We start from the raw sequence: 25013 nt of genomic DNA, 5'->3' as shown, positions 1-25013 counted from the left end.
CCCTATTCTGCACCCTCGCCGGTTCCGAGGGCTTTCAGAACCTTTGCCGCCGTGGTGTCCCACCCGGGAAGGTTGGCCCTGGCCTGGATTGCTGCAGTGCGCCAGCTCTGTTGGAGCTCTTGGTCACTGAGCCATCTCCGGAAGGTGCTGGCAAGGTTGTTGGGATGTGTGAGGTCAAGCGCCGTCCCCGCTCCTGTGTTTCCGAGGGCTTCCACGGCACCGGTCCCCTGCCGGACAACGACCGGCACGCCATGGGCCAATGATTCAGTGACCACCAGCCCGAACGCCTCGGACTTCGAAATGAGGATGCTGAGATCGGCTTTGCGCCACTGATCCTCCAACAATTCTCCGGTCAATTCGCCCGTGATGGTGATGCGCTTTTGGAGCCCTTGACGCTCGACGGCGGCCCTCACCTTCGTCGCGTACGCCGGGTCAGCGTGTTCCGTGCCGATCAGGGCCGCGGTCCACGGAAGGTCCTTCAGTGTGGCGAGGGATTCCACCAGTTCTGATTGGCTCTTATTGGGCAGCAACGCGGCGAGGGCGATGATGTGCGGGGGTTCCGAGCCCTTGGCAATTTCAGCCGCTTCAACACCGGGATGGGCGATCACGACTTTTTTGAGGCCATGCCTGTTTTCCAGTTCCGCGGCGGCGTGGGCGCTGGGGCAGATAACGCCTGAGGCTGCAGCCAGAGCCCGGGCTTCAAGATCCGGGTGATCGGCCAGCGCCATATGAGAGAGTACCCACACCTTGGTTCCTGCACTCACTGCGCCCGCCACCTCTTCCGGGGCCCCGCTCGCAATCAAACCGTCGGCAATCACTGTGGTGCCGCCGTCGAGCACTTCCGCGAACCGGCGCCGGTCTGCCGCGCTCCCAACCGGCCAATCGCCGTCGACGATGACTGTCTCGACCCCGACGCCCAGGGCCATCAGGTGCTCGGCGAGTTTGGCGTTGTACTTGTTCCCGCCGGAACCATGCCGGACGTTTCCCGGCACCAGGAAGCGGATGTGCACTTACTTGACCGGGAGCTCCAGTGAATATCCTGCCCACGCGTCCGGATTCTCGCGAAGGACGACGTCGATACCGCTGAGGGCCGGCCCATCCTCTGTGTTCTGGATCCGGGTGGCAACGGCGTCGGCGATGTGCTTCGCCAACGCCTCCGTGGTGGACAACTTGCCCTTGAACGCAGGGTGTTCGTCGAGGTTCTTGTAGTTCAGGTCTTCAAGAATTTCCTCAAGAATGCCGCCTGCCGCGCCAATATCCAGGACGATTGCGTCCTCGTTGAGCTCGGTGCGGCGGAAGGTCACTTCGGCGACGAACGTGGCACCGTGGAGGCCCTGCGCTGGGCCGAAGGCTTCGCGGGGAAGGCTGTGGGCGATCATGAAATGGCGTCGGACGGTCAGGCTGAACATGTCTTACTCCTCCGGCTTTGGATAGGCGACCACATGGCAAAAGCCGCCAGGCTTTTCAAACAACTTAACGAGGCTGGTGGGCAGATTCTGAAATTGGCATTCGCTGCTCAGGAACGCGTCGAACACCGGATCTCTTAATTGGTTCGCGGCGAGTTCGAGGCGCTGGGCGTTGGTCCTTCTGTGTCTCCTCGGCAGGGCCACCACGCCCACTTGGCTGGAGCGGATCGTCAGCCTGCGTGCGTGGAAATCCTCGCCCAGCGGCAGGGTGACTTCCTTGTCGGCGAACCATGAAAGCTCGATCACGTCGGAATCGTCGCCAGCAAGTTGAAGGCTCAGTTTGAGTCCCTCGTTGGATGCGGAGCAGTGGAAAACGATGTCGCAATCGTTCTCTGCTTCGTCCGGGAGCGCGAAGTTGATGTTGAGTTTTTCGGCGAGATCTCTCTTGTCCGTATCTGCATCCACGAGTTGCAGCCGGCCGAGCGGATACTTTCGGAGTATGGTCGCCAGAACGCCGCCCACCAAGCCACCCCCGACGACGGCGACACGGTCTCCCAGCCTCGGCCCGGCTTCCCAAAGGGCATTGATAGCAACCTCCACGATGCCCGTGAGAACGGCACGGCGGGCAGGCACGTCGTCCGGTATGGCTGTGAGTTGATTCGTCGGGACTACATAGAAATCCTGGTGCGGGTGCAGACTGAAAACCGTTTTGCCGAGCCAGTTGTCCGGGCCTTGTTCTACGACGCCCACGGACAGGTAGCCGTACTTGACCGGGCCGGGGAAGTCGCCTTCTTGATGCGGCGCATGCATCAGATCCGCCACGCGCTCCGGGACTCGCCCCTCATGCACAACGCGCTCCGTGCCGCGGCTGACGCCCGAGTAAAGGGTCCTGACGAGGGCTTCCTTGGGGCCCGGCGTTGGTATGGCCTCCGGGCGCAGCTCACCGTGCCCCGACTCAGTGACCCAGTAGGCCTGGGCCTCGTGTTCTTGTTCGCGCGAGATAGTCATGATGCTTATGAATCTATCGCTGGGTTGGGGTGGGCGGAAGCTGGCGTTGGTTGTCGGCGTTTCCTCAGTGTTGCTGTGTGCCGCGTTTGTGGCTCGTTTTGGGGAACGGGCCCCAACTCCGGTACCCTATTTCAGTTGGTGACGTGTCCGAGCGGCCGAAGGTGCAACACTCGAAATGTTGTTTGGTGTAAAAGCCAACGTGGGTTCAAATCCCACCGTCACCGCCAGTTGAGAAGGCCCTGCTTCCCTTTGTTTATGAGGGTTGCGGGGCCTTTTGCTTTGGTTGGATCCCCTTGACGTCATAACCCCGCACCTGTCCTGACAACCTGTTCAACTTCGTAGAGGGTTGAAGGACTAACCTCGAAGGATCCTACCTGGGGCTACTTCTGATGCTGCCATCACCCCGGCTGGGGGTCGTGTATAGTGAAGTCCATAAACACCGGCACCGCTTTCAGACTTTGACTGCTCGCAGATCAAGACTTGATAAGTGCCGGTCTTCATTTAACAAGCGTTCTAGGATGGCGTGTGACCTACCAGAAGCCGCACCTTCAATACAGCGAACTTAGAGCGACTCTTTCGCGTCGCGGCATGGACGTTGGCGACAGGTCGACGGCGGAAACCACGCTAAGAACCATCGGCTATTCTCGCCTGAAGGCGTACACATATCCATTTCGAGTGCCGCTGCCGTCCGCCTCCGAGCAGGAAACGCCCTATCAAATGCGTGGCAAGGATTTTTTCCCCGGAACTTGTTTGGAACATGCCTCAGCCCTATACAAGTTTGATCAGAACTTACGAAGAATCTGCCTTGACGGACTTCAGGATCTTGAAATCTCCTTCCGGGCCGCTATCGCTCACACCTTGGGGAAGCGCTCCCAGTTCGCTCACCTAAATGCCGCTCATTTGGACACTGGCGCCTGCACTGCGCTGGATATCGAGGGCAAGGCGGGTTGGGACCACTGGCTGAAGACCTACAGGGAGGCGCGGACTCAGGGGAAAGAAGAAGATTTTGTCGCCCACCATCTCATCAAGTACGGCAACGATCTCCCGATATGGCTGACGACCGAGATCCTGACTTTTGGTTCACTTGTTCGCCTCTTCAGTTTGTTGGTTGACTCCGACAAGACCGCTGTAGCCAGGTACTTTGGCGTGACCGACGGCAGACGATTTCACAAGTGGCTTCTCGCGATGAACGGGCTGCGAAATGTGTGCGCGCACCATCATCGACTATGGAATCGAATCCTCACCTATGAACTTAAGGTGCCGTCAGCAACTGTGGGCCCCGAGCTGGCGCATCTGTCGGCACTCCCAAGGGAGAAGCGCCTCTATGACGCACTGGCCCTTCTTAGCTACCTCTTGAAGTCCCGCGACTCGGGCAGCCAGTGGCCCGCGACGCTGAGAACGCAACTTAAGAAGTTCCCGAAAGCAAGCGAACTGCTGACGGAGGAAGGCCACCCCGTGCTGGATATGGAGTACAGCATGGGCTGTCCGAAGGGGTGGGAAACTCTCCCGCTGTGGCAGCCTAACTAGATCGGTTCGGGCTCCACTTCACATAGGAAGATATCGAGAGGAATTCTAGGAACTTTCCGTATTACTGGTGATGCAGGAGAGGTTTCAAATCCCACCGTCACCACCACTTGAAAGGCCCTGCTTCCCTGTGTTTATGAGGGTTGCCGGGCCTTTTCTTTGGTGGACTGGGGGCAGGAGGCATGCCAGCGGTTTGAACTCCTGACGGCACCTTACGGCAGTTGCAATAGGAGCGGATTGACCGGCTTGAACCGCAGCAATCTGATGGTTTGCGCGAGGATGGCGACGCGAAAGATCAAGCTGACGACGTTGGGCATCTCCCCTGTGGTAGTTACGGTATCAACAACGCTTACGACGTCGAGGACGAGCTCTAGTCCGACCAGGACCAGTGCCGCTACCAATGGAGTTTTGGAGTTGCTGCGCCGGGTGGCAACATTCCAGATTCCGACGGCCAGCAGGAAAGCGGTCAGAATGATGTTCTGAGCATCAGCCATCATCAGTTCTGTTCGCTCAGTCTCATTGAGAGCGGCAATTTCCGAACTGGCTCCGCCATACGTGCGCCACAAGAGCAGTACCCATGCCAGGCCGATAAAGATCAGACAGAGGCCGACGCCGGTCCGCCCGTTGCGGGATCTCTTCGCTTCCAGTGCACCGGCTTCTGTGGTTGATGGAGCAGTTGACTCCGGAAACTGCATGCTCATGTGGGACCCCTGAAGATTCCAGGGAGTACCCGATGCGCCCCCATCGAGAACAATTTAGCAGCCTGCGTCTTATGTTCAAGGGCACGGCTGCCAAAAAGGACCCAGCCTCGCAGCGGTCCAGGGGCCGCTAAACCTAACTTTCATTTCGTGACGCGAAAAACTAAAGAATTAATCAAATCGAGACTAAATCTTTAAATGCTTACCACCACCAAACTGCAAGGAAAAAACTCGATTGTTTGAATCGAGAGAAATACATTACCTTTGAAAATCGTGCATGTAGCGCATCCAACCACGCTGAGGAGCGTCATGAACTCGCCGGATCAAGCCGAAGCATCTCCGCCCCATTTTCGAGTGCGGAGCTTGGCCATCATGTCTTCCAGGTCGCTTCGAAATCCTTGGTGGATCACGGTGTTTGTGGGACTACTGGCCCTGCTGTTCCGGGTGTTCGGCGTTCAGCGGGCGAATGATGTATTTATCGACGAGGTTACTTACGCGGACCTTGCCAGAGAAATTGCTGATGGGAAAATGCCAGCAATTCTCGGCAACCCCTTTTTCCTTCATCCCCCGGCCTCGTACGCTCTGAACGCGCTCGTAATACGCGTGCTCGGTCTTGAGGGCCACCCCATGGACCTGGCTTTGCAATTGCGCTGGGTCAACACGGTCCTCGGAGCATTGACGGTGGTTGTCTGCTTTCTGTTGGTGCGCCGTCTGGTCGGAGTAGGACCAGCTGCGGTGGCTGCCGTCATACAGGCCAGTGATCCCTTTGTCCTCCGCATGGACGGGCGCTTGATGATGGAGACTCCAGCTGGCCTGGCTGTACTGTCGGGATGGCTACTCGTCCTTCACCTGATAGACCGCAAGTGGGACCGCACACGCTTGTGGCTTGAACTCAGCGCCGGGTTGGTCTTCGGGCTGGCAATCGTCACCAAAGACATGACTGCTGTGTTCACTGTCGTCCCGCTCGTGGCCGCGACGTTCTGGCGTAGAACCGTTCCACTGCTTACAGCTCTGCGAATCCTCGTCGTTTCCGCCGTGCCCTATTTGATCTATCTAGGCGTGATCGCAGCAAACGGCCTGCTTCCGCAGTTCATCGAACAAAAGTCGGTGGGCGTTCTAAGAATGATGGGAGCCGTTCAAATGACCGGCTTCAATTCAGTTCCGGGTGTGAACCTGACAGAACGGCTTATAGACATGGCTGGCCGGTTCGGCACCAGTTATCTGCTCCTGGGGCTATCGATTCTCGCCGGTACCGTGGCCGCCACCTCACAGGTGACGAATCGGCGCGTCATTGGCTTGTTTTCGCTTTTCACAGGTTTCGTGGGCATCTATTCAGTGTTCTTTGGGGCGGCAGAAGAACAATTTGGATACTGCGTTGTGCTTGCAGCCCTGGTTTCAACGCCGGTGGCTCTGGCGATGGTGGTTTCGTGGCGACCCCGACTTCGCAGGATCACAACTGCCGCCGTGGCAGTCGTGGCAGTTCTCAGTCTCGGTTTGGGCATACAGGCAAGGTCAGTCGTGGACGACGGGCTTGTCCGCGCACGAGATTGGATGAACGCCGAACTGCCCGGATCTTCCAAGGTGGGGTTGACGTCGGTAACCGGTGAATTCGCACTAATGCCACACGAAGGTTGGGAGGTTTTGCCCTCGTTGCAGTCGTTAAGGAACGCTGGCGCCGAGTACGTTCTGACTCAGGGAAGGCCGCTGAGCGAGGGCTACGGCTTCGCGGCTCCTGAACTCCTGGACTGGCTGGAGGGCAATGCTCAGCCGGTTTTCATTTTTACCGGACCCACTTCAGGTGAGACGGTCGTTTGGAAGCTGGACCGAACTAAGCTGGACGCCGCAGTCGACGGAGGGACGATTCTCCCACCCATAAATGGCGGGTATCGGTGAGGGACAGGTGCTCTACATCCGAGGTGAAGCCAGGTTCGATTTCTCCTCGTGTGTTGGCCTCGGAATAGCGGCTCTTGTTGCAGAGATACGCCCTACAACCAAGACCAACCCAAGAGCAACCATCACAGGCACGCACACTGAAAGAACTATGAAGCTGGTATCTACGCCGAATCCAATAAGGATCCCGCCGAAGATCGGTCCAACCACGGAGCCGAGTCGCCCCAGCGAAGCTGCCCACCCGACGCCGGCGGTGACTGTTGCTTGCGGATACAGTGTGACTGCCAGCGCGGTAGCGCCGATCATCCCAGCCTGGAGACCCAGGCCGACTCCACCAAAGACGAGCAGCAGCAGGGTTTTGTCGGGGCCGAGAAAAGCAGAAATAACAAGAAACATAATGGCTGCTGACGTGGTTCCAGCCAGCACGGACGTCATGCGGAATCGACGTGATCCGATAATGAGCACGCCAGCACCCACGATGCTTCCGATGCCTAGAGCCGCTGACCCCAGTGGTGCGAGACCCGGGCTGAAGCCGTAGCTGGTGAGCAGGGTCGGCAACCACGACGAGAACACGTAGAACACGGCGAATATGAGAAAGGAAAAGGCCCATAGGAGAAGAGTTCTGCTTCGAACGGAGGCATCGAACAGGCGCGCAACCGAGGCATGGTGCTTAGCCTCGAGCGCTTTGTTGAGCGTGTCTGGCGCTTCGCTACCTGACAGCCCGAACCACAAGAATGGCAGAAGAATCCCGGAGGCTATAGCACCCAAAATGAACACCCATTCCCACCCAAAGGTCCCCACGATAGCGCTGCCAGTAAGCCCGGCAATGAGTGCCCCGAAAGAGATGCCTGTCATTACGACCACTGCGATGGATTGACGCAAACGCGCGGGATTCACTGCGGTTGCATGGGATACCGCAGCAGGAAGAACGGCACCCAACCCTAGGCCCGTTATAAACCGCAGAATCGTGAGTTCCACCATGGAAGTCGACCACGCTGTCATGAGCGAACCAAGAGTGAAGATCACAACGGCAGAAAAGATGACGTTCCTTGTGCCCAGCTTTGCCACGAGGCGCCCCACAGCGAGATATCCCAGGGCGACTCCGGCGCTGGTCAGCGAGAGCGCAGGAGTGAAGAACGATGGTTGAACCCCCCACTCTTTCGCAATTGTCGGTATGGATACGCCCAGCGCGACCGTGTCGTAGCCATCGAGCACTACAGCCGCACAAGTGAGGAAAAGTACCCACCATTTTGGTCTTGTCTCTTCCTGCTTCTTGAGTTCGGTCTTCATCTCCATCAGGACATCCTTAAGCTTGGGAGGGCTTCGAATTCAGTGTCGAAGTGGGGCATCCGCCAGCCACCGGCGGTTCAAAAGGCCACTGCCATGGACGAGACTCCGGGATTGCAGGCTCGGCCTGCCAGCTACTTCATACACCAACGACAAGCGCACTTCGCCCATAAACCTGCCCCACAAGCGCGGGGCTGGCGAGGTGCCGGATGTGGTGAAGATCATGGCACTGCGTCAGTTCTATCTCCTTAGCGATTAAAGGTCAAGAACTAACTGGCTTAATACAAAATATCTTAGTGCTTTTATTCTTTGGCGTGATCTAATTCACATTCGGTTGGTCTCACGACAGCAGGACAGGGCCCGAAAAGACTCGCGGTAGGCCCGAATGACCAAACAAATTTGGTAGATCGTCGCGGCCGGCCTGGCGGCCATTGAAAAGTCCGGGTGGGTCCGGAAGTGAGGTCATCTAGAACTTGGCCAACGCATCACGAAGCATTCGATGACCTTGTTCCTCAAACCGTTGGTGGCCGGTCTGGTATGCCCATGCGGCGGTAGCTACTGCCTCGCGCAGCAGCGCAACGTTCCAGAGCTCGCCGTCTCTGGGATCTGAACCGTACCCCTCAAAAAAGGCAGTCTCCAAATGAGGATGGGAGCGCCATTGCTGCACCGCCAGGCGACAGAAGTCAGTGGCGGCTGGCCTGAACCCGTAGCGGCCAAAGTCGATGATCCTCAGCTCGGTCTCGTCCACTAGCCAGTTGCGTGGTTGCCAGTCACCGTGGGTCGGGACGAGCACCACAGGCTTCGGCTGATATGCGCCAAGTATGGCCTGGACTTTCTCAACGCTAGAGCTTTCGATGCGATGGGGCGTGCTCAGCCAAGACAACGTTTTGGAAGCGGCTGCCGCCTCATAGTCTGGGTCAGTCTGCGCGGCTTGCTCGTGAAACGCACGCATTAGACGCCCGGCTTGCTGATACGTTTCCGTGTCGTATTCAGCTTCGGTACCCTCCACGTGGGCTTGTATCTCACGTCCTATGTGATGATTCAACGGCCCCGCGGCTTTGACGATGTATTTATGGTGATCGTCCGCCACCTCAAGGACCGCCGTATCTACGAGATTCCAGGAGAGGTCCTTGAGGAGAAGAACACCTGGCAGCCAGCTTTCTAGAAGTCCGGCCTGGTTCGCACTCAGCCGGTTACGGTGCCAGGATTCCATTCCAGCAGACTAACGCCTCAGAGGTCCCTCAACCTTTCACTGAGTGGGTCCAGTGGACGATTGCAACTGCTACTGCCAGGACATCGTGAACCAGATGATCGCAATGGCATAGCCCACCAGTGCAAGCAAAGCGAAGCGTCGGGGCGTGCCGACTGGGTTCTTCTTGGTAAAGCCGAAGAACGAGTTGATATTGAACAAATGAAGCAGCAACCCTCCGCCGAGCAGTCCGGCGAACATCGAGGGAGGCGCCACCAAAAGAACAGTTAGGGCAAAGAACGCATACTCCAGGACGAATGCCAGTCGGGGGCGGCTCCATAAACCAAAACCTACCCGACGATCACTCCGCCCCCAGCCAAGAACTGGAAGGTCCCGGAGGTGGACCACCACATCCAGAAGCCAGTGAGACTGGACGCCAACCCAGAACAGGACACCCACAAGGACACTCTGGTAGATCACGCCAGCCAGCAGTGCAGGCACAAGGCTGAGCGCACCACCGAGGACCAGCGAATGCGAGTAAGGGTATGAAGTGAATTTAACCCGGGACTGCAACGGATTGTCGGGGTCCACTCTCACCGACTCTTTGCCAGCAAAGACCAATGCAGGCCAAATAATGTCCGGCCACGCAACTGCGACGGCGATTGGTAAGGCGGGCGTTTCAGGCGCCACCGCGAGAATCACCGCAGCTGCGGCGAAATGACCTATATACACAATCGCCAAGCCTATCGTCGGCAGAGAATGACAATCTGAATCTGCCACCTCGAGCCGCCCTTGCACTCACCACAAGCGGTGTCACCAAAAGTGAGATCGGGCCGCTTCTGGAAAGCTAAGGCGCCAAGACCAACCTCTCGGTACGATTAGCAGCGGAGGCACCAATGGCCAGGTCAATGCAACGAACCAGCAAAAGCACCGACTACGAGTTCCTGACGGTCTGGAGAGTGGCCGGAACGCGCGAGGAAGTGGTGGATGTCCTCGGTAACGCGGCCACCCTCAAACAGTGGTGGCCCGCGGTGTACCTCAAGGTGACGCCGGTGGCGCAAGGCAACCCGGACGGCGTAGGCGCCTCGTTCGACCTCCACACCAAAGGCTGGCTCCCCTACACCCTGCGTTGGCGGCTCACCGTTACCGAACCCATTACCCTGCACGGCTTTGCGCTCAAAGCCGAGGGAGACCTCAACGGCACGGGCCGCTGGACTTTCGAAACCGACGGTCCGGAAGTCGTCATCACCTACGACTGGCGGGTCAGCACAGCGAAGCCACTCCTGCGAAAGCTGAGCTGGCTCCTGAAGCCTGCGTTCTCGGCCAACCATCACTGGGCTATGGCGCGTGGCGAGGAAAGCCTGAAACTTGAGCTCCGCCGTCGTCGGCCCGGTGCGGATCTCAGCCGCATACCGGAACCACCGGGACCAACGTTTGTGCGTACCAAGGGCCGACTTTCAGAGCAATAAACCCGGGGCCAGCATCCCCACACGCGCGCAAAGTATCCACATAGACACCCATCCGAGGCCAGTCCGGCTCCGAACTCCCGATAGAATCAAGACGCTGACAACAGGCAGTATCCAGCCAGACGATCGAGGGAGGACTCCGTGCGCTCATCGCAGCCCAAGGCACCCTTCCATGCGTTGCGGTCCGGTGCGATCTCGCTCGTCATAGTGCTTCTTGCAGCTGGGGCTCACGTGATCGGCGGCGGGGAACTACCCACTACCGTGGTGTTGTTGGCACTTGTCGCATTGACAGGATTGGCCGCAACGCTGGCCACGCGCTTCAAGCTCAACTTCACCGCCATGACGGCCTTGCTTGGAACCAGCCAGCTCGCGCTCCACGAAGCCTTCACGGCTTTGAGTCCAGTAACGGCAACAGCTCCAGGGAACTCGCACCACGCTGCCGAATCTCTGAATCCCTTGCTCTATACAGCGACGCCCCACCTGCATGAGTTGGGCACAACTTTGGGCACCGCGATGTTCGCTGGCCACATCCTGGCGACGATTGGCTCTGCCGTGATCCTGGCCAAGGGCGAGGCCGCCCTGTGGCAGTTGGCGGCCTGGCTGCGCCCTTTGGTTGCGCTGCCCACCCTTCTGTTCAGGCCCGACGCCGGCGCCTCCCCTAACGCTGTTGGCGCGCCTGACGTTTTCCTGCCCCGCCCGTGGCGGAACCTGAGGCAAGACAGCCGCCGCGGCCCGCCCGCCGTCGTCGTTCTTCCCTGATTCCGCCCGGCACCAGCGCAACGCACTCAGCAGACGCCTTTGGTGACGGGCCACAAACCCGTACCCAGCGCCGCCACTGGCGCCCCCGAAAGGCAATCCCATGAAGAAGTCCACCCTCCGCCGCACCCTGTCCGCGACCGCCGCCGCTGGCGGAACCGCTGTTCTGATGATGGCCGGCCTCGCCGGAGCATCCGCACATGTATCAGCCGATCCAAACAAGACTGCTGCCAACTCGTACGCACTGTTGACGTTCGGTATCCCCCACGGCTGCGACACGTTTGGCACAACAAAAGTCGCTATCTCGTTGCCCGAGGAACTGACCGATGCCCAGCCCACGGTCAACCCAAACTGGACTGTCGAGAAGGTTACGGAGACGTTAGCCGCACCGAAGAAGCTGGACGATGGCACCACCATCACCAAGCGGACCAGCCAGATCGTCTACACAGCCAAGGCTCCACTGGACCCACATCTTCGTGATGCTTTGGTTCTCTCGGTCAAACTGCCCGACGCCGCGGGCAAGACGCTCTACTTCCCCACGCTGCAGACCTGCGAGCAGGGCCAGACTGACTGGTCGGAGATCCCAAAGGATGGACAAGACGAGCACGAGCTCAAAGCACCGGCCCCGTCCGTCACCATCACACCTGCCGAAGCCGAAGGTGACCACCACGCAGCAGGCACGGTGTCCACCGAGCAGGCGTCATCGGTAACCGACGATGGATCACAGGCCCGCAGCTGGGCCGGCCTTATCGCCGGCATCGCTGGTTTGGGCCTGGGCGGCGCCGCGTTATTCCGCGGCCGGTCAGCAAAGACAGCAGCAGTCAAGGACGACGCCAAGTAAAAGCGTGAACCTTTAGAGGATTGGCGTTCGGAAAGATTACGATCCGGACGCCAATCCAATTTCCTTGCCGTGGCTCAATTGACTCCCGTCACACCCGGCGCAAGGCTGGTGCCCATGTGGACTGAGCGCATCAAAACTGGACTTGTGACGACGACGGCCGCAGCCTCGCTGCTGCTCCTGGCTGCTTGTGGGCCAAGCCCAAGCCCGGCTGGAAGCAGCAGCGCCCCTCCCACCTCCTCTTCCGCATCTCCGACGTCGGCCTCTCCCAGCGCGAGCAACTCGCCTTCGCCGTCCGGAACGGCGACCTCCGCAGCGCCTGCGGCCGAAGGCCAATGCAAGGCCGGTTCCCTCACCGCCGCCACTGATTCCACCGGCGGCGGCGCTGCTGGGAGCATCTACGAGAAACTGATCCTGACGAACTCCGGAACCACGCCTTGCACCTTGGAAGGCTTCGCCGGAGTTTCCCTGACGGCCGATGCCAACGGCTCCCCTATCGGTGAGCCCGCTACCCGTGAAACCACTACGCCCGTCACCAAGATCGAGCTTGCCCCAGGGAAGTCGGCGTGGGCTGAACTGCGTTACACCCAGGCTGGAAACTATGGCGATTGCACCAAGGTTCCGGCGGCTGGTTACCGCATCTACCCGCCTAACGACACAGCGTCACTGTTCGTCGCCGAGCAACACGATGCCTGCAGCAACGCAGGCATCAAACTCCTGACCATCACTGCCTTCCAGGCTGTCTAACCATCAGCACACGGCTCGGGCTTATTCTGTCTGAGCCGTGGGGCATGATGGAGGAATGCAGGAGCAGCAGGCGTCCATCGGCGCCATAGGCCGTTTCAGCCAGGCAACCAGGGAGTGGTTCCTTGGCGCTTTTTCCGCGCCCACTCCCGCCCAGGATGGTGCGTGGAACGCTATCTCGTCGGGCTCGCATGCCCTGGTGGTGGCCCCCACTGGTTCCGGTAAGACCCTCGCCGCTTTCCTTTGGGCCTTGGACCGGTTGCATTCCACGCCGTCGGATACGTTGCCCGGATTGGAGTCCGTCCCCGACGGGAAGGGCCGCGCGAAGCGTCCCAAGACAAACACCCGCGTCCTTTATATATCGCCCCTTAAAGCACTGGGTGTTGACGTGGAGCGGAACCTTCGCTCACCGCTCATCGGGATAACGCAAACTGCCAAGCGATTAGGGCTCCCGGCACCACTGGTGACAGTCGGCGTCCGTTCCGGAGACACGACGGCGGCAGATCGCCGCTCGCTGTTATCGAACCCGCCGGACATCCTGATCACCACGCCGGAGTCCCTGTTCTTGATGCTGACGTCCCGTGCCAGGGAAACGCTGAGCGAAGTAGACACCATCATCATTGACGAAGTTCACGCTGTCGCAGGAACCAAGCGTGGGGCCCATCTTGCGGTGTCTCTGGAAAGGCTGGATGCTCTTCTACCGAAGCCGGCCCAGCGGATTGGCCTCTCTGCTACGGTGCAGCCGCGTGAGCTTGTAGCCCAGTTCCTGGCGGGCCAAGCCCCTGTGGAAATTGTGGCCCCGCCGTCCAAGAAGAACTGGAATCTCACAGTCACTGTGCCTGTGGAGGACATGTCTGACCTCCAAGGGGCTGCGGGCGCCTTTGACTCCGGCCCTGCTTCCGGGCTTCAACCCCAAGCATCCATCTGGCCCCATGTTGAGGAACAGATTGTCGATCTTGTCCTTTCCAAGCAGTCCACAATCGTCTTCGCCAACTCACGCCGCCTGGCCGAACGGCTGACAGCCCGATTGAACGAGATCTATGCCGAACGGCAAATGCTGGCCGCGGCCGGAGGAGAGTGGGGCGCTCCCGACAACGCAGAGGATTCGGGAAGCTGGGGCACCGGGCCGGCCACCAAGTCAGCGGGCGCTCCCGTGTCCACGGCGACGCCGGCCCATATGATGACCCAGGCCGGCAGCACGAGCGGAGCAGATCCTGTCTTGGCGCGCGCCCACCACGGTTCGGTCTCCAAGGACCAGCGGGCCATGATCGAGGATGACCTGAAGTCAGGCAGGCTGCGCTGCGTCGTTGCCACCTCATCTCTGGAACTTGGCATCGATATGGGAGCCGTGGACCTGGTCATTCAGGTAGAGTCACCGCCATCGGTAGCCAGCGGCCTGCAGCGTGTAGGGCGTGCTGGACACCAGGTGGGCGAGATCTCCGAGGGCGTGTTGTTCCCCAAGCACCGGGCTGACCTCCTGCACACCACCGTCACAGTCGAACGGATGCTAAGCGGCCAAATCGAGCGCCTAAGCATCCCCACGAATCCTTTGGACATCCTTGCCCAGCAAACTGTGGCCGCTACGGCCCTGGGCAGCATCGACGTCGAGGAATGGTTCAGCACGGTCCGCCGGTCGGCGCCTTTTGCCAGCCTGCCCCGGTCCGCATTTGAGGCCACGCTGGATCTTCTTGCCGGCAGGTATCCGTCCGACGAATTTGCAGAACTTCGGCCACGCATTATCTGGGACCGGCATGCAGGAACTATTGAGGGCAGGCCAGGGGCGCAGCGCCTTGCCGTCACCTCTGGTGGCACTATTCCGGACAGAGGCCTCTTCGGCGTGTACATCATCGGCACGGAAGTTGAAGGATCCTCGTCCTCTGCCAACGCCGATGGTGAAGGCCCCAGCGCCTCCGCCCGTGCCGCGAAAGGTGGACGCCGCGTGGGTGAGCTCGACGAAGAAATGGTCTACGAATCTCGGGTAGGCGACATCTTTGCCCTCGGAGCCACCAGCTGGAAAATCGAAGACATCACCCACGACCGCGTTTTGGTCTCCCCTGCTTTCGGCCAGCCGGGAAAGCTCCCCTTTTGGAAAGGCGATTCGCTCGGCCGTCCGGTTGATCTCGGCCGCGCTTTGGGGGCCTTCATCCGCGAACTCTCCGCGGCCGATCCTGCGCCGGCCATGGAACGCTGCCAAGCCAGTGGGCTCGACGCCTTTGCGGCGGGCAACCTGCTGCAATATCTGGAAGAACAGAAGCAGGCTACAAACATCGTTCCCAGCGATCGAACATTGGTCGTGGAACGCTTCCATGATGAGCTCGGGGACTGGCGTGTTGTCCTGCACAGCCCCTTCGGCATGCCTGTTCACGCGCCGTGGGCTCTGGCCGTTGGTCAACGCCTTCAGCAGCGCTACGGCTTGGATGGTTCCGCCATGGCCGCCGATGACGGCATCGTTCTTCGCGTCCCCATGATGGAGGACGAGCCACCCGGTGCCGAGCTGTTCCTCTTCGATCCCGAAGAACTCGAACAGATCGTCACCGCCGAGGTTGGGGGCAGCGCGTTGTTCGCCTCCCGGTTCCGTGAGTGTGCCGCCCGCGCGCTGCTCCTGCCACGCCAAAACCCCGCCAAGCGCCAACCCCTGTGGCAGCAACGACAACGCTCTGCCCAATTACTGGACGTCGCCCGGAAGTACCCTTCGTTCCCCATCGTGCTCGAAACCGTCCGGGAATGCTTGCAGGATGTTTACGATCTGCCCGCCCTCAAGGACATTGCAGCCTCAGTTGAGCGCCGCGAACTGCGCATTGTGGAGACCACTACCCAGCAGCCGTCGCCGTTCGCGAAGTCCCTGTTGTTTGGCTATGTGGCACAGTTCCTCTACGAGGGCGATTCCCCCTTGGCGGAGCGTAGGGCGGCGGCCCTCGCTTTGGATTCCACGCTGCTCAATGAGCTTTTGGGCAGGGTGGAGTTGCGCGAGCTTCTTGACGCGGCGGTCATCGATGCAACGGAACGCGAGCTGCAGCGTCTGGTGCCGGACCGTCGCGTGCGCGGAATGGAAGGTGTCGCTGACCTCCTCCGGCTCCTTGGTCCACTCAGCGTCGAGGAAGTGGCAGAGCGTCTTGAAGAAGGGTCGGACGCCGGTTCACACCTGGCCGCACTCCAGAAAGCCAACCGGGCGCTGAAGGTAACGATCGGCGGCGTCGAGCGTTTCGCGGCAGTGGAAGATGCCGCCCGGCTGCGCGACGCCATTGGTGTTCCCCTTCCCATGGGCGTGCCGCTCGCCTTCATTGAGCCTGTCCACGATCCCCTGGGCGACCTCGTTTCACGGTATGCGCGCACCCACGGACCGTTCACAGCAGCCGAGGCCGCGTCCAGGCTGGGACTTGGCGTCGCCGTCGTCAATACTGCACTGAAGCGGCTCGCGGCCGATGGCCGTGTTGTGGAGGGTGAGTTCCGGCCGCATGCCGTGGCGACGGAGAGCAGCACGGTGGAAGCGGCAAATCCAGAGCTCATGTCCGCAGACGCACCGCCGTCCAGCGAATGGTGTGATGCCGAGGTCCTGCGGAAGCTCCGGCGTCGTTCGCTGGCTGCTTTGCGCGCAGAGGTTGAGCCCGTTGACACTGCCGCGTATGGGCGGTTCCTGCCGGCCTGGCAGAACGTGACGGCACCGGGGAAATCGCGGAGCCAGGCATTGCGCGGACTCGATGGCATCATCACGGCGGTCGATCAACTCTCAGGCGTTCCCATCCCCGCTTCCGCATGGGAGCCATTGGTGCTCTCGAGCCGCGTGGCGGACTACAAACCAGCCATGTTGGACGAACTGATGGCCGCCGGTGAGTTGCTGTGGGCCGGGGCTGGGGCCTTGCCTGGGAACGACGGCTGGATCAGCCTCCACGTGGCTGACTCCGCCGAGCTGACGCTCAATCCGGCCCCCGATTTCGAACCCGGCGACGCCCAACAACGGCTCCTGGACTACTTGGGTGCAGGTGGCGGCTACTTCTTCCGCCAACTCACTGAGGTGGCGGGCGGAATGGACTCTGTGTTGAGTGATGACGCCGTGGTCTCGGCACTCTGGGACCTGGTGTGGGCCGGCCGCGTCACCGGCGACACCTTTGCTCCGGTGCGGGCCATGATCGCCGGCGGACGTACAGCTCACCGGCAGGTCGCCAAGGCACCTCGAGCCCGTGCCCCGAGAATGAGCAGGTTGGGGCGCTCCCACGGTACGGGCCTTCTGGGATCCCCCGGGCTTACAGGCGGGCGTTATGGTTCCGTCTCCGGCACCGCTCCCGCCCCGCCGTCAGCCGTAGGACGCTGGTCCGCGCTGCCTTCGCCCGAACTTGACCCGACCATCCACGCACGCGGCACGGCCGAGCTTCTGCTGGATCGGTATGGCGTGGTCACACGGGGATCGGTCATGGCCGAGAACATCATTGGCGGATTCGGGCTCATGTACAAAGTCCTGGCAAGACTCGAGGAAGCAGGGCGTTGCCGCCGTGGCTACTTCATCGAGCATCTGGGAGCGGCCCAATTCGCCGTCCCCGCAACGGTGGACAGGCTCCGTTCCTTCACCGAAGATGCGCGCATCACCAAGTCAGAACCCTCGGCACTGGCACTCGCAGCCACGGATCCGGCCAACCCTTACGGCGCCGCGTTGCCTTGGCCTGCACTGTCCGTCGACGCCGGTTCCGGACACCGCCCCGGCCGGAAGGCCGGCGCGCTGGTGGTGATGGTCGACGGCGCGTTGGTCCTATATGTTGAGCGCGGCGGTAAGACTCTTCTCACCTTCAGCCATGACGACGCCGTCCTGGCGGTCGCTGCCGAAGCTTTGGTGGACGTGGTGCGTCGCGGAGCAGTGGACAAGCTTTTCATGGAAAAGGTCAACGGTCACGACCTCCTGGATACGCCGATTGCTGCTGCGCTTGCGGCTGCCGGAGCGTATTCAACTCCGAAGGGGCTACGGATCCGTGCCTGAGGGAGATTCCATTTGGCGGGCAGCCGCGCGCCTCAACGCGGCCTTGGCCGGGCAGGTCATTACAGCTTCAGACTTCCGGGTGCCGCGTTTCGCCACCCTGAACCTTGCGGGTTGGACAATGACCGAGGTGATTCCCCGGGGCAAACACCTGCTCATGCGTTTGGTGGGACCCGCGGATGAGGAACCTGACGCGAGCAGGAAACCCCGTGAGCTGACCATCCACTCCCATCTCAAGATGGAAGGGAGTTGGATGGTCTACCCGCCGGGAGGTCGCTGGACAAAACCAGGACACACTGCGCGTTGCGTGCTGCGGACGGCTTCCGCTGATGCGGTCGGGTTCTCACTGGGCATCCTCGAGGTGGTGCCAACCAGCGAGGAAGATCGAATCGTGGGGCATCTGGGACCTGATCTGCTCGGGCCTGACTGGGATGAAGAAGAAGCCCTTCGCCGGCTCCAAGCTGAACCCGACGTCCCCATCGGCTACGCCCTCCTCGATCAGCGGAAGCTGGCCGGGATCGGCAACATCTACCGCTGCGAATCATGCTTCCTTTCCGGAATCCACCCCGCGTTGCCTGTGGGCTCAGTGCCGGATCTCGCCAAGACCGTCAACGATGCCAAGAGACTCCTGGGCGAGAACCTCGGTCCAGGCCTGCGGACCACCTTGGGTCCCCGGGCGATGAGGCCCGGCTACTGGGTTTATGGCAGGGCACGCCAGCCATGCAGGCGCTGCGGAACGCCTATTCGCCGCGACGTCCTTGCAGCGCAAGATGGAACCGAGGAGCGCGACATCTACTTCTGTCCCAGATGCCAACCACTCCCGTAGTCCGTGGGTAGCGTTGGGACGGCTGGCCGTCAGGCGGCCGGCGCGGCCTCCACAGCTTCCGTAGCTTCAGCCGGGGTTGGAGCCTTGGCACGTTCCGGGACCATGAACTTCGGCAGGAGAACCTGCACGATCGGACCAATTGCCAGCGCGTAAACCACCGTACCGACGCCGACGGACCCACCCAGCAGGAAGCCCACGGCAAGGACCACCACTTCAATTCCCGTCCGGACAAGGCGGACGGACCACCCAGTCCGGCGAACCAGTCCCGTCATCAGGCCATCACGGGCTCCCGGGCCAAGGCGTGCCCCGATGTAGCAAGCGGACGCGATCCCATTGAGGATCACCGCGCCGGCCAGCATCGCAATTTGTCCGCCCAGGTGTGAGAACTCCGGGATCAGCCATAAGCCCAGATCAGCAAAGACTCCCACAAGGACCGCGTTTGCCAAGGTTCCGAATCCGGGCATTTGCCGCAGGGGGATCCAGAGGAGGAGGACGATGAAACTGACCGCGATCACCACAACCCCGATGCTGAATCCGGTCTTTTCCGAAACGCCCTGGTGGAAGACGTCCCAAGGGTCAAGGCCAAGACCGGCGCGGATGAACATGGCCAGCGAGATGCCGTACATCGCCAGGCCGATCAGGAGTTGCGTGATTCTTCGGATCATCATGAATCCATGGTCGCGGAAAACTGGCCTTGTATTCCATAGCCAGTTTGGAATACTGGTCCTATGCCAGGCTCATTGAACCCCACCGCACTCGTCCGCCTCCTGGGCTCTTGGAGTAGCGGCGCCCTGCCCGCCTACCGCGAGCTGGCCGACGTCGTGCGTTTGCTGGTGATGGATGGGCGCATTCCGCTGGACGTCGCACTACCCAGTGAGCGTGCGCTGGCGCAGACGCTCGGCCTGAGCCGCACCACTGTCACTGCGGCCTACGCGAGCCTTCGCGAACAAGGTTTCCTCACCGCAGGCCAAGGCAGCCGCGGCCGGACAAGCATCCCCCACCGCGACGCACCTGTGAGCGTTCCGGGCCTTGCTGCGCCTGAAGGACTCCTGGACCTGGCATACGCATCGCTTCCGGCGGCCGGTGAAGTTGTCCACCGGGCGTTCGCTGATGCCCTCACTGAATTGCCTGCGCTGCTCCCCGGTTTCGGGTACGACGCCCTTGGAGTGCCAGCCCTGCGGCAGGCAATCGCGGAGAAGTATGCCGCGGAAGGAGTACCCACTACCGCGGATCAGATCCTGGTGACATCCGGTGCGCAGCACGCCCTCAACGTAGTTCTCCATACCCTCGTGGGAAAGCAGGACAGGGTTTTGGTGGAACACCCCACTTATCCAAACGCCCTGGATGCCATACGGGCGGCGGGCTGCAAAGTGCTGCCTGTCGGGTTGCCACCCCACGCTTCCCCTGCTTGGGACGTTGATGCCATGGTGTCCACGATGAACCAGCAGCGCCCCGCAATGGCCTACCTTGTCCCTGACTTCCACAACCCCACAGGGCGCATCATGTCCGATCTGCAGCGCCGCCGTTTAGCCCGGGCGGCCGCTGCCGCCGGGACCGTGCTGGTGGTGGACGAGACATTGCGCGGATTGAACCTCGACGCCGTCAAGACCTCGCCGATGTCAGCCTTCAGTGCCAGGGTCGTTTCGATCGGCTCGCTCAGCAAGTCGCATTGGGCCGGACTCAGGACGGGCTGGATCCGGGCGGACGAAGCGATGATCACCCGGTTCGTGGCGACCAGGACCACCATGGACCTCGGTGGACCCGTGGTTGAGCAGTTGGCTGCCGCGCGACTGGTGAGGTCATTCGCCGAACCGCTCGATGCCCGCCTGCACGAGCTGCGTCACAACCGGGAGTCCCTGCTCGCACTGCTTGCCGAACACCTGCCGGAATGGGAGGTGGAAAGGCCCCGCGGCGGACTCACGGCTTGGTGCCGCCTGCCCACAGCCTGCAGCACTGCTCTCACTGTGCTGGCGCCGGATTTCGGGCTTCGTTTGGCAGCCGGACCGCGGTTCGGAGTGGGTGGCGCCTTCGAGCATTACCTACGCGTCCCCTATACATTGCCACCAGCGCAGCTCGAATTCGCCGTGAGCGCCTTGCGCGCCGCCCAGGACAAGCTCGACGCCTCTCCCCAACTCCGCCGGACCCTCAAGGCCGGGCGGCCACCCGCCGTCGCAGTCGCCTAAGAGCCGCTCACCCGCTACTTGGGCGCCACGCCAGCAGCTGAACCCATGCGCTGTTTCGCCGTGTTGCTTCCGGGGCCGACGGGAACATGGGAGGTGGCCTTAGCCAAGCCAAAAAGCGGCATGCCGTTGTACACCACTTCAATGCCCGACGCCGGTACCTGGTACGTCTCGTGCCACACCCCGACGTCCCCGCTGCCGGAGATTTCCTTCATGAACTTCCGCCACGGACCCAGGTGCGGTGAATCACGGTCCGCTGCGAAGCGCCTCAGATGCTCGGGGCTTTCCCAATAGCTGAGCAGGATGGTGGTGCGCCCAAACCATTGCTCGCTGCCGAGCAACCCGGCCTCGGGATTGGCGGCAAGATGCCGCATCATCGTGGGCATGGCTGATGCTACCCGCGCCACCTTGCCCATCTTCCACCAGCGGTTGGCCCGCATTCCGATCAGGAAGACAGTCATTGTTTCGCGCCCGATATCGGCCGTAAAGCGTCCAGTAAAGATCTCCTGTGCCATGTCGCTCCTTTGGTTGGGAAACCTTGGATTCCCAGTTTCGTAACGTTGTTATGAAACGATGTTATGAAACACTTGGAGACATGGCAAGACCCATTGTTCATGATCAGCACGTTCAGCAACGGCTCCTGGAAGTAACCGCGGAGCTCGTGGACCGCGAAGGTCCCGCTCGTGTCACTCTCCGCGACGTCGCCGCGGCCGCAGACACCTCCACCTCGGCGATTTACTCGCTCTTCGGCGGGAAATCGCAACTCTTGACGGCCGCCGTCGACGACGGTTTTCGCTCCTTCGGGGAGTCGCAGCAGCGTGCGGCCAAAGACGGACTCCGTGGCCTGGGCCGGGCGTACCGCGTCTGGGCTTTGGAACATCCGGCGCTTTACCGGCTCATGTTCAGCGGCGCGCTGGCCGCGTATGTGGATTGCAGCCCGACGCCGGAGGTCGCCTCAGCCTCGATGCTCCCCTTGGTGGACGCAGTAGTCGCCGCCCAATCGTCCGGGAGGATCCGTTCCGAGGACCCCTCCCTCGTTGCAATGGCCATTTGGGGGCAGGTCCACGGACTCGTCAGCCTGGAGCTGGCGCGGATGAATGAACCCGAAACGGACTGGGCCGGGATCTATGACGCCTCCCTCGAAGCAGTCGCCCGCGCCTGGGCCCCTTAAGCCCAAAAGTAGGTAGCAGTTGATGCCGTTCTGAACGTTCAAAACGGCATCTACTGCTACCTACTTGGGGCACGCCCGGAAGGTGACCCTACGCGTACACCTTCTCCAGGAACGCACCCCACGCCTTCGCCGTCAGCTCGGAGTCCCCCGAGCCACCGAATTCATGCACGGTCATGCCCACCGGCGCACCAAAAGCATTCCTGCCGAAGAAACGGAGCAGCGTGTCGGAGGTGCGCAGGCCCAGGAAGTTCTCATTGGAGAAGTCCACCTCGCCACTCAGCCGACCCACGCCGTCGACGTCCACGTCAAACGGGGTACCGGCTGACACGCCATCCACGCGCAAAGCCCTTTTCAGCTGCACGAATCCATCCGGAGTCTGCGAAGAAGCCGGCGCTTGGATATCCGTGAAGACCACGGGCTGCCCATCGAAATACTGCAGGTACTGGCCCAGGGTGTGGAGGTAAAACTCCGTGTGCTTGCTGGCGCCGTCGTACTGCTCTTCCCAGTTGTCGGCGAAGATGCCGCTGTGGACATAGTGCAGCTTGGCGCGGCCGCCCTCGACGGGCTCCAGGACGTGCTCCAATTGGTTGAACCAACCATTGGGACCCTCCATCCGCGACACAAGGTGGCTGGGGTATTCTTCGACGGTTTTCACATCGGGCCACTGATCCGTGGGGAACATCCAGGCCGCCGTGTCCTTGGTAACCGCCTGCCACACCCGCTCTGGAGTGCACGGCAGTTCGGCGTCCGCCACGATCTCGAATTTCCGGTTGTCAGTCATTGCCTTGTTCCTTTTCTGCTGTTTTTTCCGTTGACGGTGTCTTGAGTGTTGGATGAAGTACGACGACGAGCCGGTGCTTTCGTGCGCCGCCCGCCACTGCGGCAGCACCGCCGTCGTGGTACTTATCGACGAGCCGCGTGACCGCCACGCCGAGCTCTTCAGCGAAAGCGGCGCGTTCTGCGGCTGAGCGGAAGGTAATTTCGCCGTCGATCGCGAAGCTTGCGAGCTTCTTCTTGGCAGCGGCCGCACCGGAAATAAGCTTGCCCATTTCCTGGACTGTGCGGGAGGCGAGCGCCAGGAGCCAGAAGGCGGAGAACCTGTCGGAGAAACGCTGCGGATCCGGGGCCACCGAAGCCAACGCGACGGGCGAGATCAGGTACGAGGCCGCCGTCGCCTGAAGAACGCGCTCCGTGACGTTGCCTTTCCGGCGTTCTTCCACAAGCTCCACCAAGCCATGCCGCTCGAGAGCTTTGAGGTGATAGTTGACCTTTTGCCGGGGCAACCCCACCTTGGCGGCCAGTTGAGTGGCCGAGCCCGGCTCCGCCAGCTCTTGAAGTATGCGTGTGCGGATAGGGTCCAACGAGGCCTCTGCCGCCGCTGCGTCCTCAATCACTTCGATGTCCAACATGCTTCAAGTATGCTCACCGACAACTTTTATTGTCAAGAACTATTTTATCGTCGGCTAGAGCTGCGTTGTGGGAGCCACAGTAGAATTGTCCGGTGATGCAATCCCCCCTTCCCGTGCGCGACGGCGTAAACGCGACCCGTCTGCGCCTCCCGGACGAGGGGCCGTGGGCTACTGCGATGGACTACATGATGCACCGCTGGGGACATATCGACCCCCAGGGCATCGAGGACCGTTTCGACGCCGGCGAAATCGTGGGCGAAGGCGGTGTGCGCCTGAACAGGAGCACCAAGCTCGAGGACCACACCTTCATTTGGTACTACCGCACACTTCCGCCGGAAACCCGCCTACCCGTGGAAATCAACATCCTGCATCAGGACGAACACATCCTCGTGGTGGACAAGCCGCATTTCCTGCCTACGACGCCCGGCGGCACGTACATCCAAGAGTCCGCGTTGGTCCGTCTGCGGAACCTGCTGAATCTGCCGGACCTCATCCCCATGCACCGCCTCGACCGAATGACCGCTGGCATTTTGCTGCTCTCAACCAACCCCGAGACCCGCGGCCGGTACCAGGTTCTCTTTGAGAAGCGACAGGTCCAGAAGGAATACGAGTGCGTGTCCGCCGCGGCGCCTGCTGACGGCCATCCCGCCGTCGAGTTTCCGGTGGTGGTCCGCAACCGGATGACCAAGTCCCGCAGCTATCTGCTCGCCGAAGTTATCGATGGCGAACCGAACGCCGAAACGCGTATTGAACAGACAAAAACGTTCGACGCCGGGACTCACCAGCGCGCGCTGTACCGGCTGGAGCCGCACACCGGAAAGACACACCAACTCCGGGTGCACATGGCATCGCTGGGTCTGGGCATCGTCAACGACGCCTTCTACCCGGACCTGCTGGACAAGGCCCCGGACGACTACAGCAAGCCGCTTCAATTGTTGGCCCGCGGTATCACTTTCGTGGATCCCATCACCAAGGAGCGCGTGGAATACCGTAGCCAACTGGAGCTCAGCGAAGCACGCGGCTGACCTTGCTCTCAACGACGCCACAGGTGCTGTGTTCAACGTGCTCGTCATCCCGGTGACCTGCCTGAGCGGGAGCAGCCCAGCGGAGGCTCAGGACTCAAACACAGACCGGAAGACCGCCGTCGTGTCCTCCGAAAACAGCACGAACTCCACCAACTCAAGTCCGGTGGTGGTCGTGGCACCAGCTGAAGACTCACATGAGAACGACCTCACGGCGTCGAGCGCTACTTCGGCGACCTCGCGGGCGTCCCAACCATAGATCCCGGCGCTGATCGCGGGAAAAGCGACGGACCGCGCACCCACCTCCACAGCGGCTTTCAGGCTTTCGCGGAAGCACGAGGCTAGCAGCGCGGGATCGGTTTGCCCGGCGTGCCGGTTGGGGCCCACGGTATGAATCACCCAGCGCGCCGGGAGCCCGAATCCGGGCGTCACGACGGCGGCCCCAACAGGCAGCCCGTCCGGCAGTTTGCTGCGACGAACCTCGCGACAGGCCTCAAGCAGTTCTGGCCCGGCGGCCCGATGGATCGCTCCATCCACTCCCCCTCCACCAAGCAGTGAAGAGTTGGCGGCGTTGACGATCGCATCGACGTCGCGCATGGTGATGTCCCCGTGCAAGATTTCGATCTGCATTGCGCC

23 protein-coding genes and 1 tRNA gene are annotated in these 25013 nt (G+C 61.2%); 12 read left to right on the top strand and 12 right to left on the bottom strand.

Annotated elements, in window-relative coordinates; translation table 11 throughout:
* Positions 1–2 precede the first annotated feature (2 nt).
* From VUN82_03990 to VUN82_03980, 3 genes are read right to left on the bottom strand one after another with little or no spacing between them, the layout of a single operon-like run.
* The gene (locus VUN82_03990) at positions 3–1010 is read right to left on the bottom strand and encodes a glycosyltransferase (protein ID XAS73028.1); all 1008 of its coding nucleotides are present in this window, start codon (positions 1008–1010) and stop codon (positions 3–5) included.
* The gene (locus VUN82_03985; protein ID XAS73027.1) at positions 1011–1409 is read right to left on the bottom strand and encodes a 6-carboxytetrahydropterin synthase; all 399 of its coding nucleotides are present in this window, start codon (positions 1407–1409) and stop codon (positions 1011–1013) included. It lies immediately after the preceding gene.
* A 3-nt stretch (positions 1410–1412) separates the two neighbouring features.
* The gene (locus tag VUN82_03980) at positions 1413–2414 is read right to left on the bottom strand and encodes a zinc-binding alcohol dehydrogenase (GenBank protein XAS73026.1); all 1002 of its coding nucleotides are present in this window, start codon (positions 2412–2414) and stop codon (positions 1413–1415) included.
* A 137-nt stretch (positions 2415–2551) separates the two neighbouring features.
* Here VUN82_03980 and VUN82_03975 point away from each other — a divergent pair.
* Together VUN82_03975 and VUN82_03970 are read left to right on the top strand one after the other, a co-directional pair.
* Positions 2552–2641 (top strand) — tRNA-Ser (locus VUN82_03975).
* 298 nt (positions 2642–2939) lie between these two features.
* Positions 2940–3941 (top strand): Abi family protein, encoded by a 1002-nt coding sequence (locus VUN82_03970; protein ID XAS73025.1) that lies wholly within the window; start codon positions 2940–2942, stop codon positions 3939–3941.
* A 209-nt stretch (positions 3942–4150) separates the two neighbouring features.
* Here VUN82_03970 and VUN82_03965 read toward each other — a convergent pair whose 3' ends face one another.
* Positions 4151–4639 (bottom strand): hypothetical protein, encoded by a 489-nt coding sequence (locus VUN82_03965; GenBank protein XAS73024.1) that lies wholly within the window; start codon positions 4637–4639, stop codon positions 4151–4153.
* Positions 4640–4945: 306 nt separating this feature from the next.
* Here VUN82_03965 and VUN82_03960 point away from each other — a divergent pair, with 306 nt between their 5' ends.
* Positions 4946–6529 carry a glycosyltransferase family 39 protein gene (locus VUN82_03960; GenBank protein XAS73023.1) on the top strand — a complete coding sequence of 528 codons (1584 nt, stop codon included), beginning with the start codon at positions 4946–4948 and terminating at the stop codon, positions 6527–6529.
* Positions 6530–6541: 12 nt separating this feature from the next.
* On the opposite strand, the gene VUN82_03955 is transcribed toward VUN82_03960, so the two are convergent.
* The 3 genes from VUN82_03955 to VUN82_03945 form a co-directional block, all read right to left on the bottom strand.
* Positions 6542–7822 carry an MFS transporter gene (locus VUN82_03955; GenBank protein ID XAS73022.1) on the bottom strand — a complete coding sequence of 427 codons (1281 nt, stop codon included), beginning with the start codon at positions 7820–7822 and terminating at the stop codon, positions 6542–6544.
* Positions 7823–8279: 457 nt separating this feature from the next.
* Positions 8280–9026: a phosphotransferase gene (locus VUN82_03950; GenBank protein ID XAS73021.1), complete on the bottom strand. Its 747-nt coding sequence runs from the start codon at positions 9024–9026 to the stop codon at positions 8280–8282.
* Positions 9027–9095: 69 nt separating this feature from the next.
* Positions 9096–9734 carry a hypothetical protein gene (locus tag VUN82_03945; GenBank protein XAS73020.1) on the bottom strand — a complete coding sequence of 213 codons (639 nt, stop codon included), beginning with the start codon at positions 9732–9734 and terminating at the stop codon, positions 9096–9098.
* 176 nt (positions 9735–9910) lie between these two features.
* On the opposite strand from VUN82_03945, the gene VUN82_03940 reads away from it, so the two are divergent.
* The 6 genes from VUN82_03940 (at position 9911) to VUN82_03915 (ending at position 18595) form a co-directional block, all read left to right on the top strand.
* Positions 9911–10471, top strand: coding sequence for an SRPBCC family protein (locus tag VUN82_03940; GenBank protein XAS73019.1), 561 nt, complete (start codon positions 9911–9913; stop codon positions 10469–10471).
* Positions 10472–10609: 138 nt separating this feature from the next.
* Positions 10610–11227 (top strand): hypothetical protein, encoded by a 618-nt coding sequence (locus VUN82_03935; GenBank protein XAS73018.1) that lies wholly within the window; start codon positions 10610–10612, stop codon positions 11225–11227.
* 100 nt (positions 11228–11327) lie between these two features.
* A complete protein-coding gene (locus VUN82_03930) occupies positions 11328–12065 on the top strand; it encodes a YcnI family protein (protein XAS73017.1) in 738 nt (245 codons plus the stop codon).
* 114 nt (positions 12066–12179) lie between these two features.
* Positions 12180–12809: a DUF4232 domain-containing protein gene (locus tag VUN82_03925; GenBank protein ID XAS74598.1), complete on the top strand. Its 630-nt coding sequence runs from the start codon at positions 12180–12182 to the stop codon at positions 12807–12809.
* A gap of 55 nt (positions 12810–12864) precedes the next feature.
* Positions 12865–17772 (top strand): ATP-dependent helicase, encoded by a 4908-nt coding sequence (locus tag VUN82_03920; protein XAS73016.1) that lies wholly within the window; start codon positions 12865–12867, stop codon positions 17770–17772.
* Positions 17765–18595, top strand: coding sequence for a DNA-formamidopyrimidine glycosylase family protein (locus tag VUN82_03915; GenBank protein ID XAS73015.1), 831 nt, complete (start codon positions 17765–17767; stop codon positions 18593–18595). The genes VUN82_03920 and VUN82_03915 overlap by 8 nt, the downstream gene beginning before the upstream one ends.
* A gap of 29 nt (positions 18596–18624) precedes the next feature.
* On the opposite strand, the gene VUN82_03910 is transcribed toward VUN82_03915, so the two are convergent.
* Positions 18625–19263, bottom strand: a complete 639-nt coding sequence (locus VUN82_03910; GenBank protein XAS73014.1) for a hypothetical protein — start codon at positions 19261–19263, stop codon at positions 18625–18627.
* Positions 19264–19323: 60 nt separating this feature from the next.
* Between VUN82_03910 and VUN82_03905 the strand changes: the two genes are divergently transcribed.
* Positions 19324–20778 carry a PLP-dependent aminotransferase family protein gene (locus VUN82_03905; GenBank protein ID XAS73013.1) on the top strand — a complete coding sequence of 485 codons (1455 nt, stop codon included), beginning with the start codon at positions 19324–19326 and terminating at the stop codon, positions 20776–20778.
* 14 nt (positions 20779–20792) lie between these two features.
* Here VUN82_03905 and VUN82_03900 read toward each other — a convergent pair whose 3' ends face one another.
* Entirely contained in the window at positions 20793–21290 is a 498-nt protein-coding gene (locus tag VUN82_03900) for a DUF4188 domain-containing protein (GenBank protein XAS73012.1), read from the bottom strand.
* 80 nt (positions 21291–21370) lie between these two features.
* Here VUN82_03900 and VUN82_03895 point away from each other — a divergent pair, with 80 nt between their 5' ends.
* Positions 21371–21946: a TetR-like C-terminal domain-containing protein gene (locus VUN82_03895; GenBank protein XAS73011.1), complete on the top strand. Its 576-nt coding sequence runs from the start codon at positions 21371–21373 to the stop codon at positions 21944–21946.
* 88 nt (positions 21947–22034) lie between these two features.
* On the opposite strand, the gene VUN82_03890 is transcribed toward VUN82_03895, so the two are convergent.
* Positions 22035–22727: an SRPBCC domain-containing protein gene (locus tag VUN82_03890; GenBank protein ID XAS73010.1), complete on the bottom strand. Its 693-nt coding sequence runs from the start codon at positions 22725–22727 to the stop codon at positions 22035–22037.
* Entirely contained in the window at positions 22720–23355 is a 636-nt protein-coding gene (locus VUN82_03885) for a helix-turn-helix domain-containing protein (protein ID XAS73009.1), read from the bottom strand. The genes VUN82_03890 and VUN82_03885 overlap by 8 nt, the downstream gene beginning before the upstream one ends.
* A gap of 95 nt (positions 23356–23450) precedes the next feature.
* Between VUN82_03885 and VUN82_03880 the strand changes: the two genes are divergently transcribed.
* Positions 23451–24380 (top strand): pseudouridine synthase, encoded by a 930-nt coding sequence (locus VUN82_03880; GenBank protein XAS74597.1) that lies wholly within the window; start codon positions 23451–23453, stop codon positions 24378–24380.
* A gap of 87 nt (positions 24381–24467) precedes the next feature.
* Here VUN82_03880 and VUN82_03875 read toward each other — a convergent pair whose 3' ends face one another.
* Positions 24468–25007, bottom strand: coding sequence for an O-acetyl-ADP-ribose deacetylase (locus VUN82_03875; GenBank protein ID XAS73008.1), 540 nt, complete (start codon positions 25005–25007; stop codon positions 24468–24470).
* Between the last annotated feature and the right edge of the window lie 6 nt (positions 25008–25013).

It is taken from the genome of Micrococcaceae bacterium Sec5.1 (assembly GCA_039636795.1).
Taxonomy (GTDB): domain Bacteria; phylum Actinomycetota; class Actinomycetes; order Actinomycetales; family Micrococcaceae; genus Arthrobacter.
This window is presented reverse-complemented; position numbering and strand designations above follow the sequence as displayed.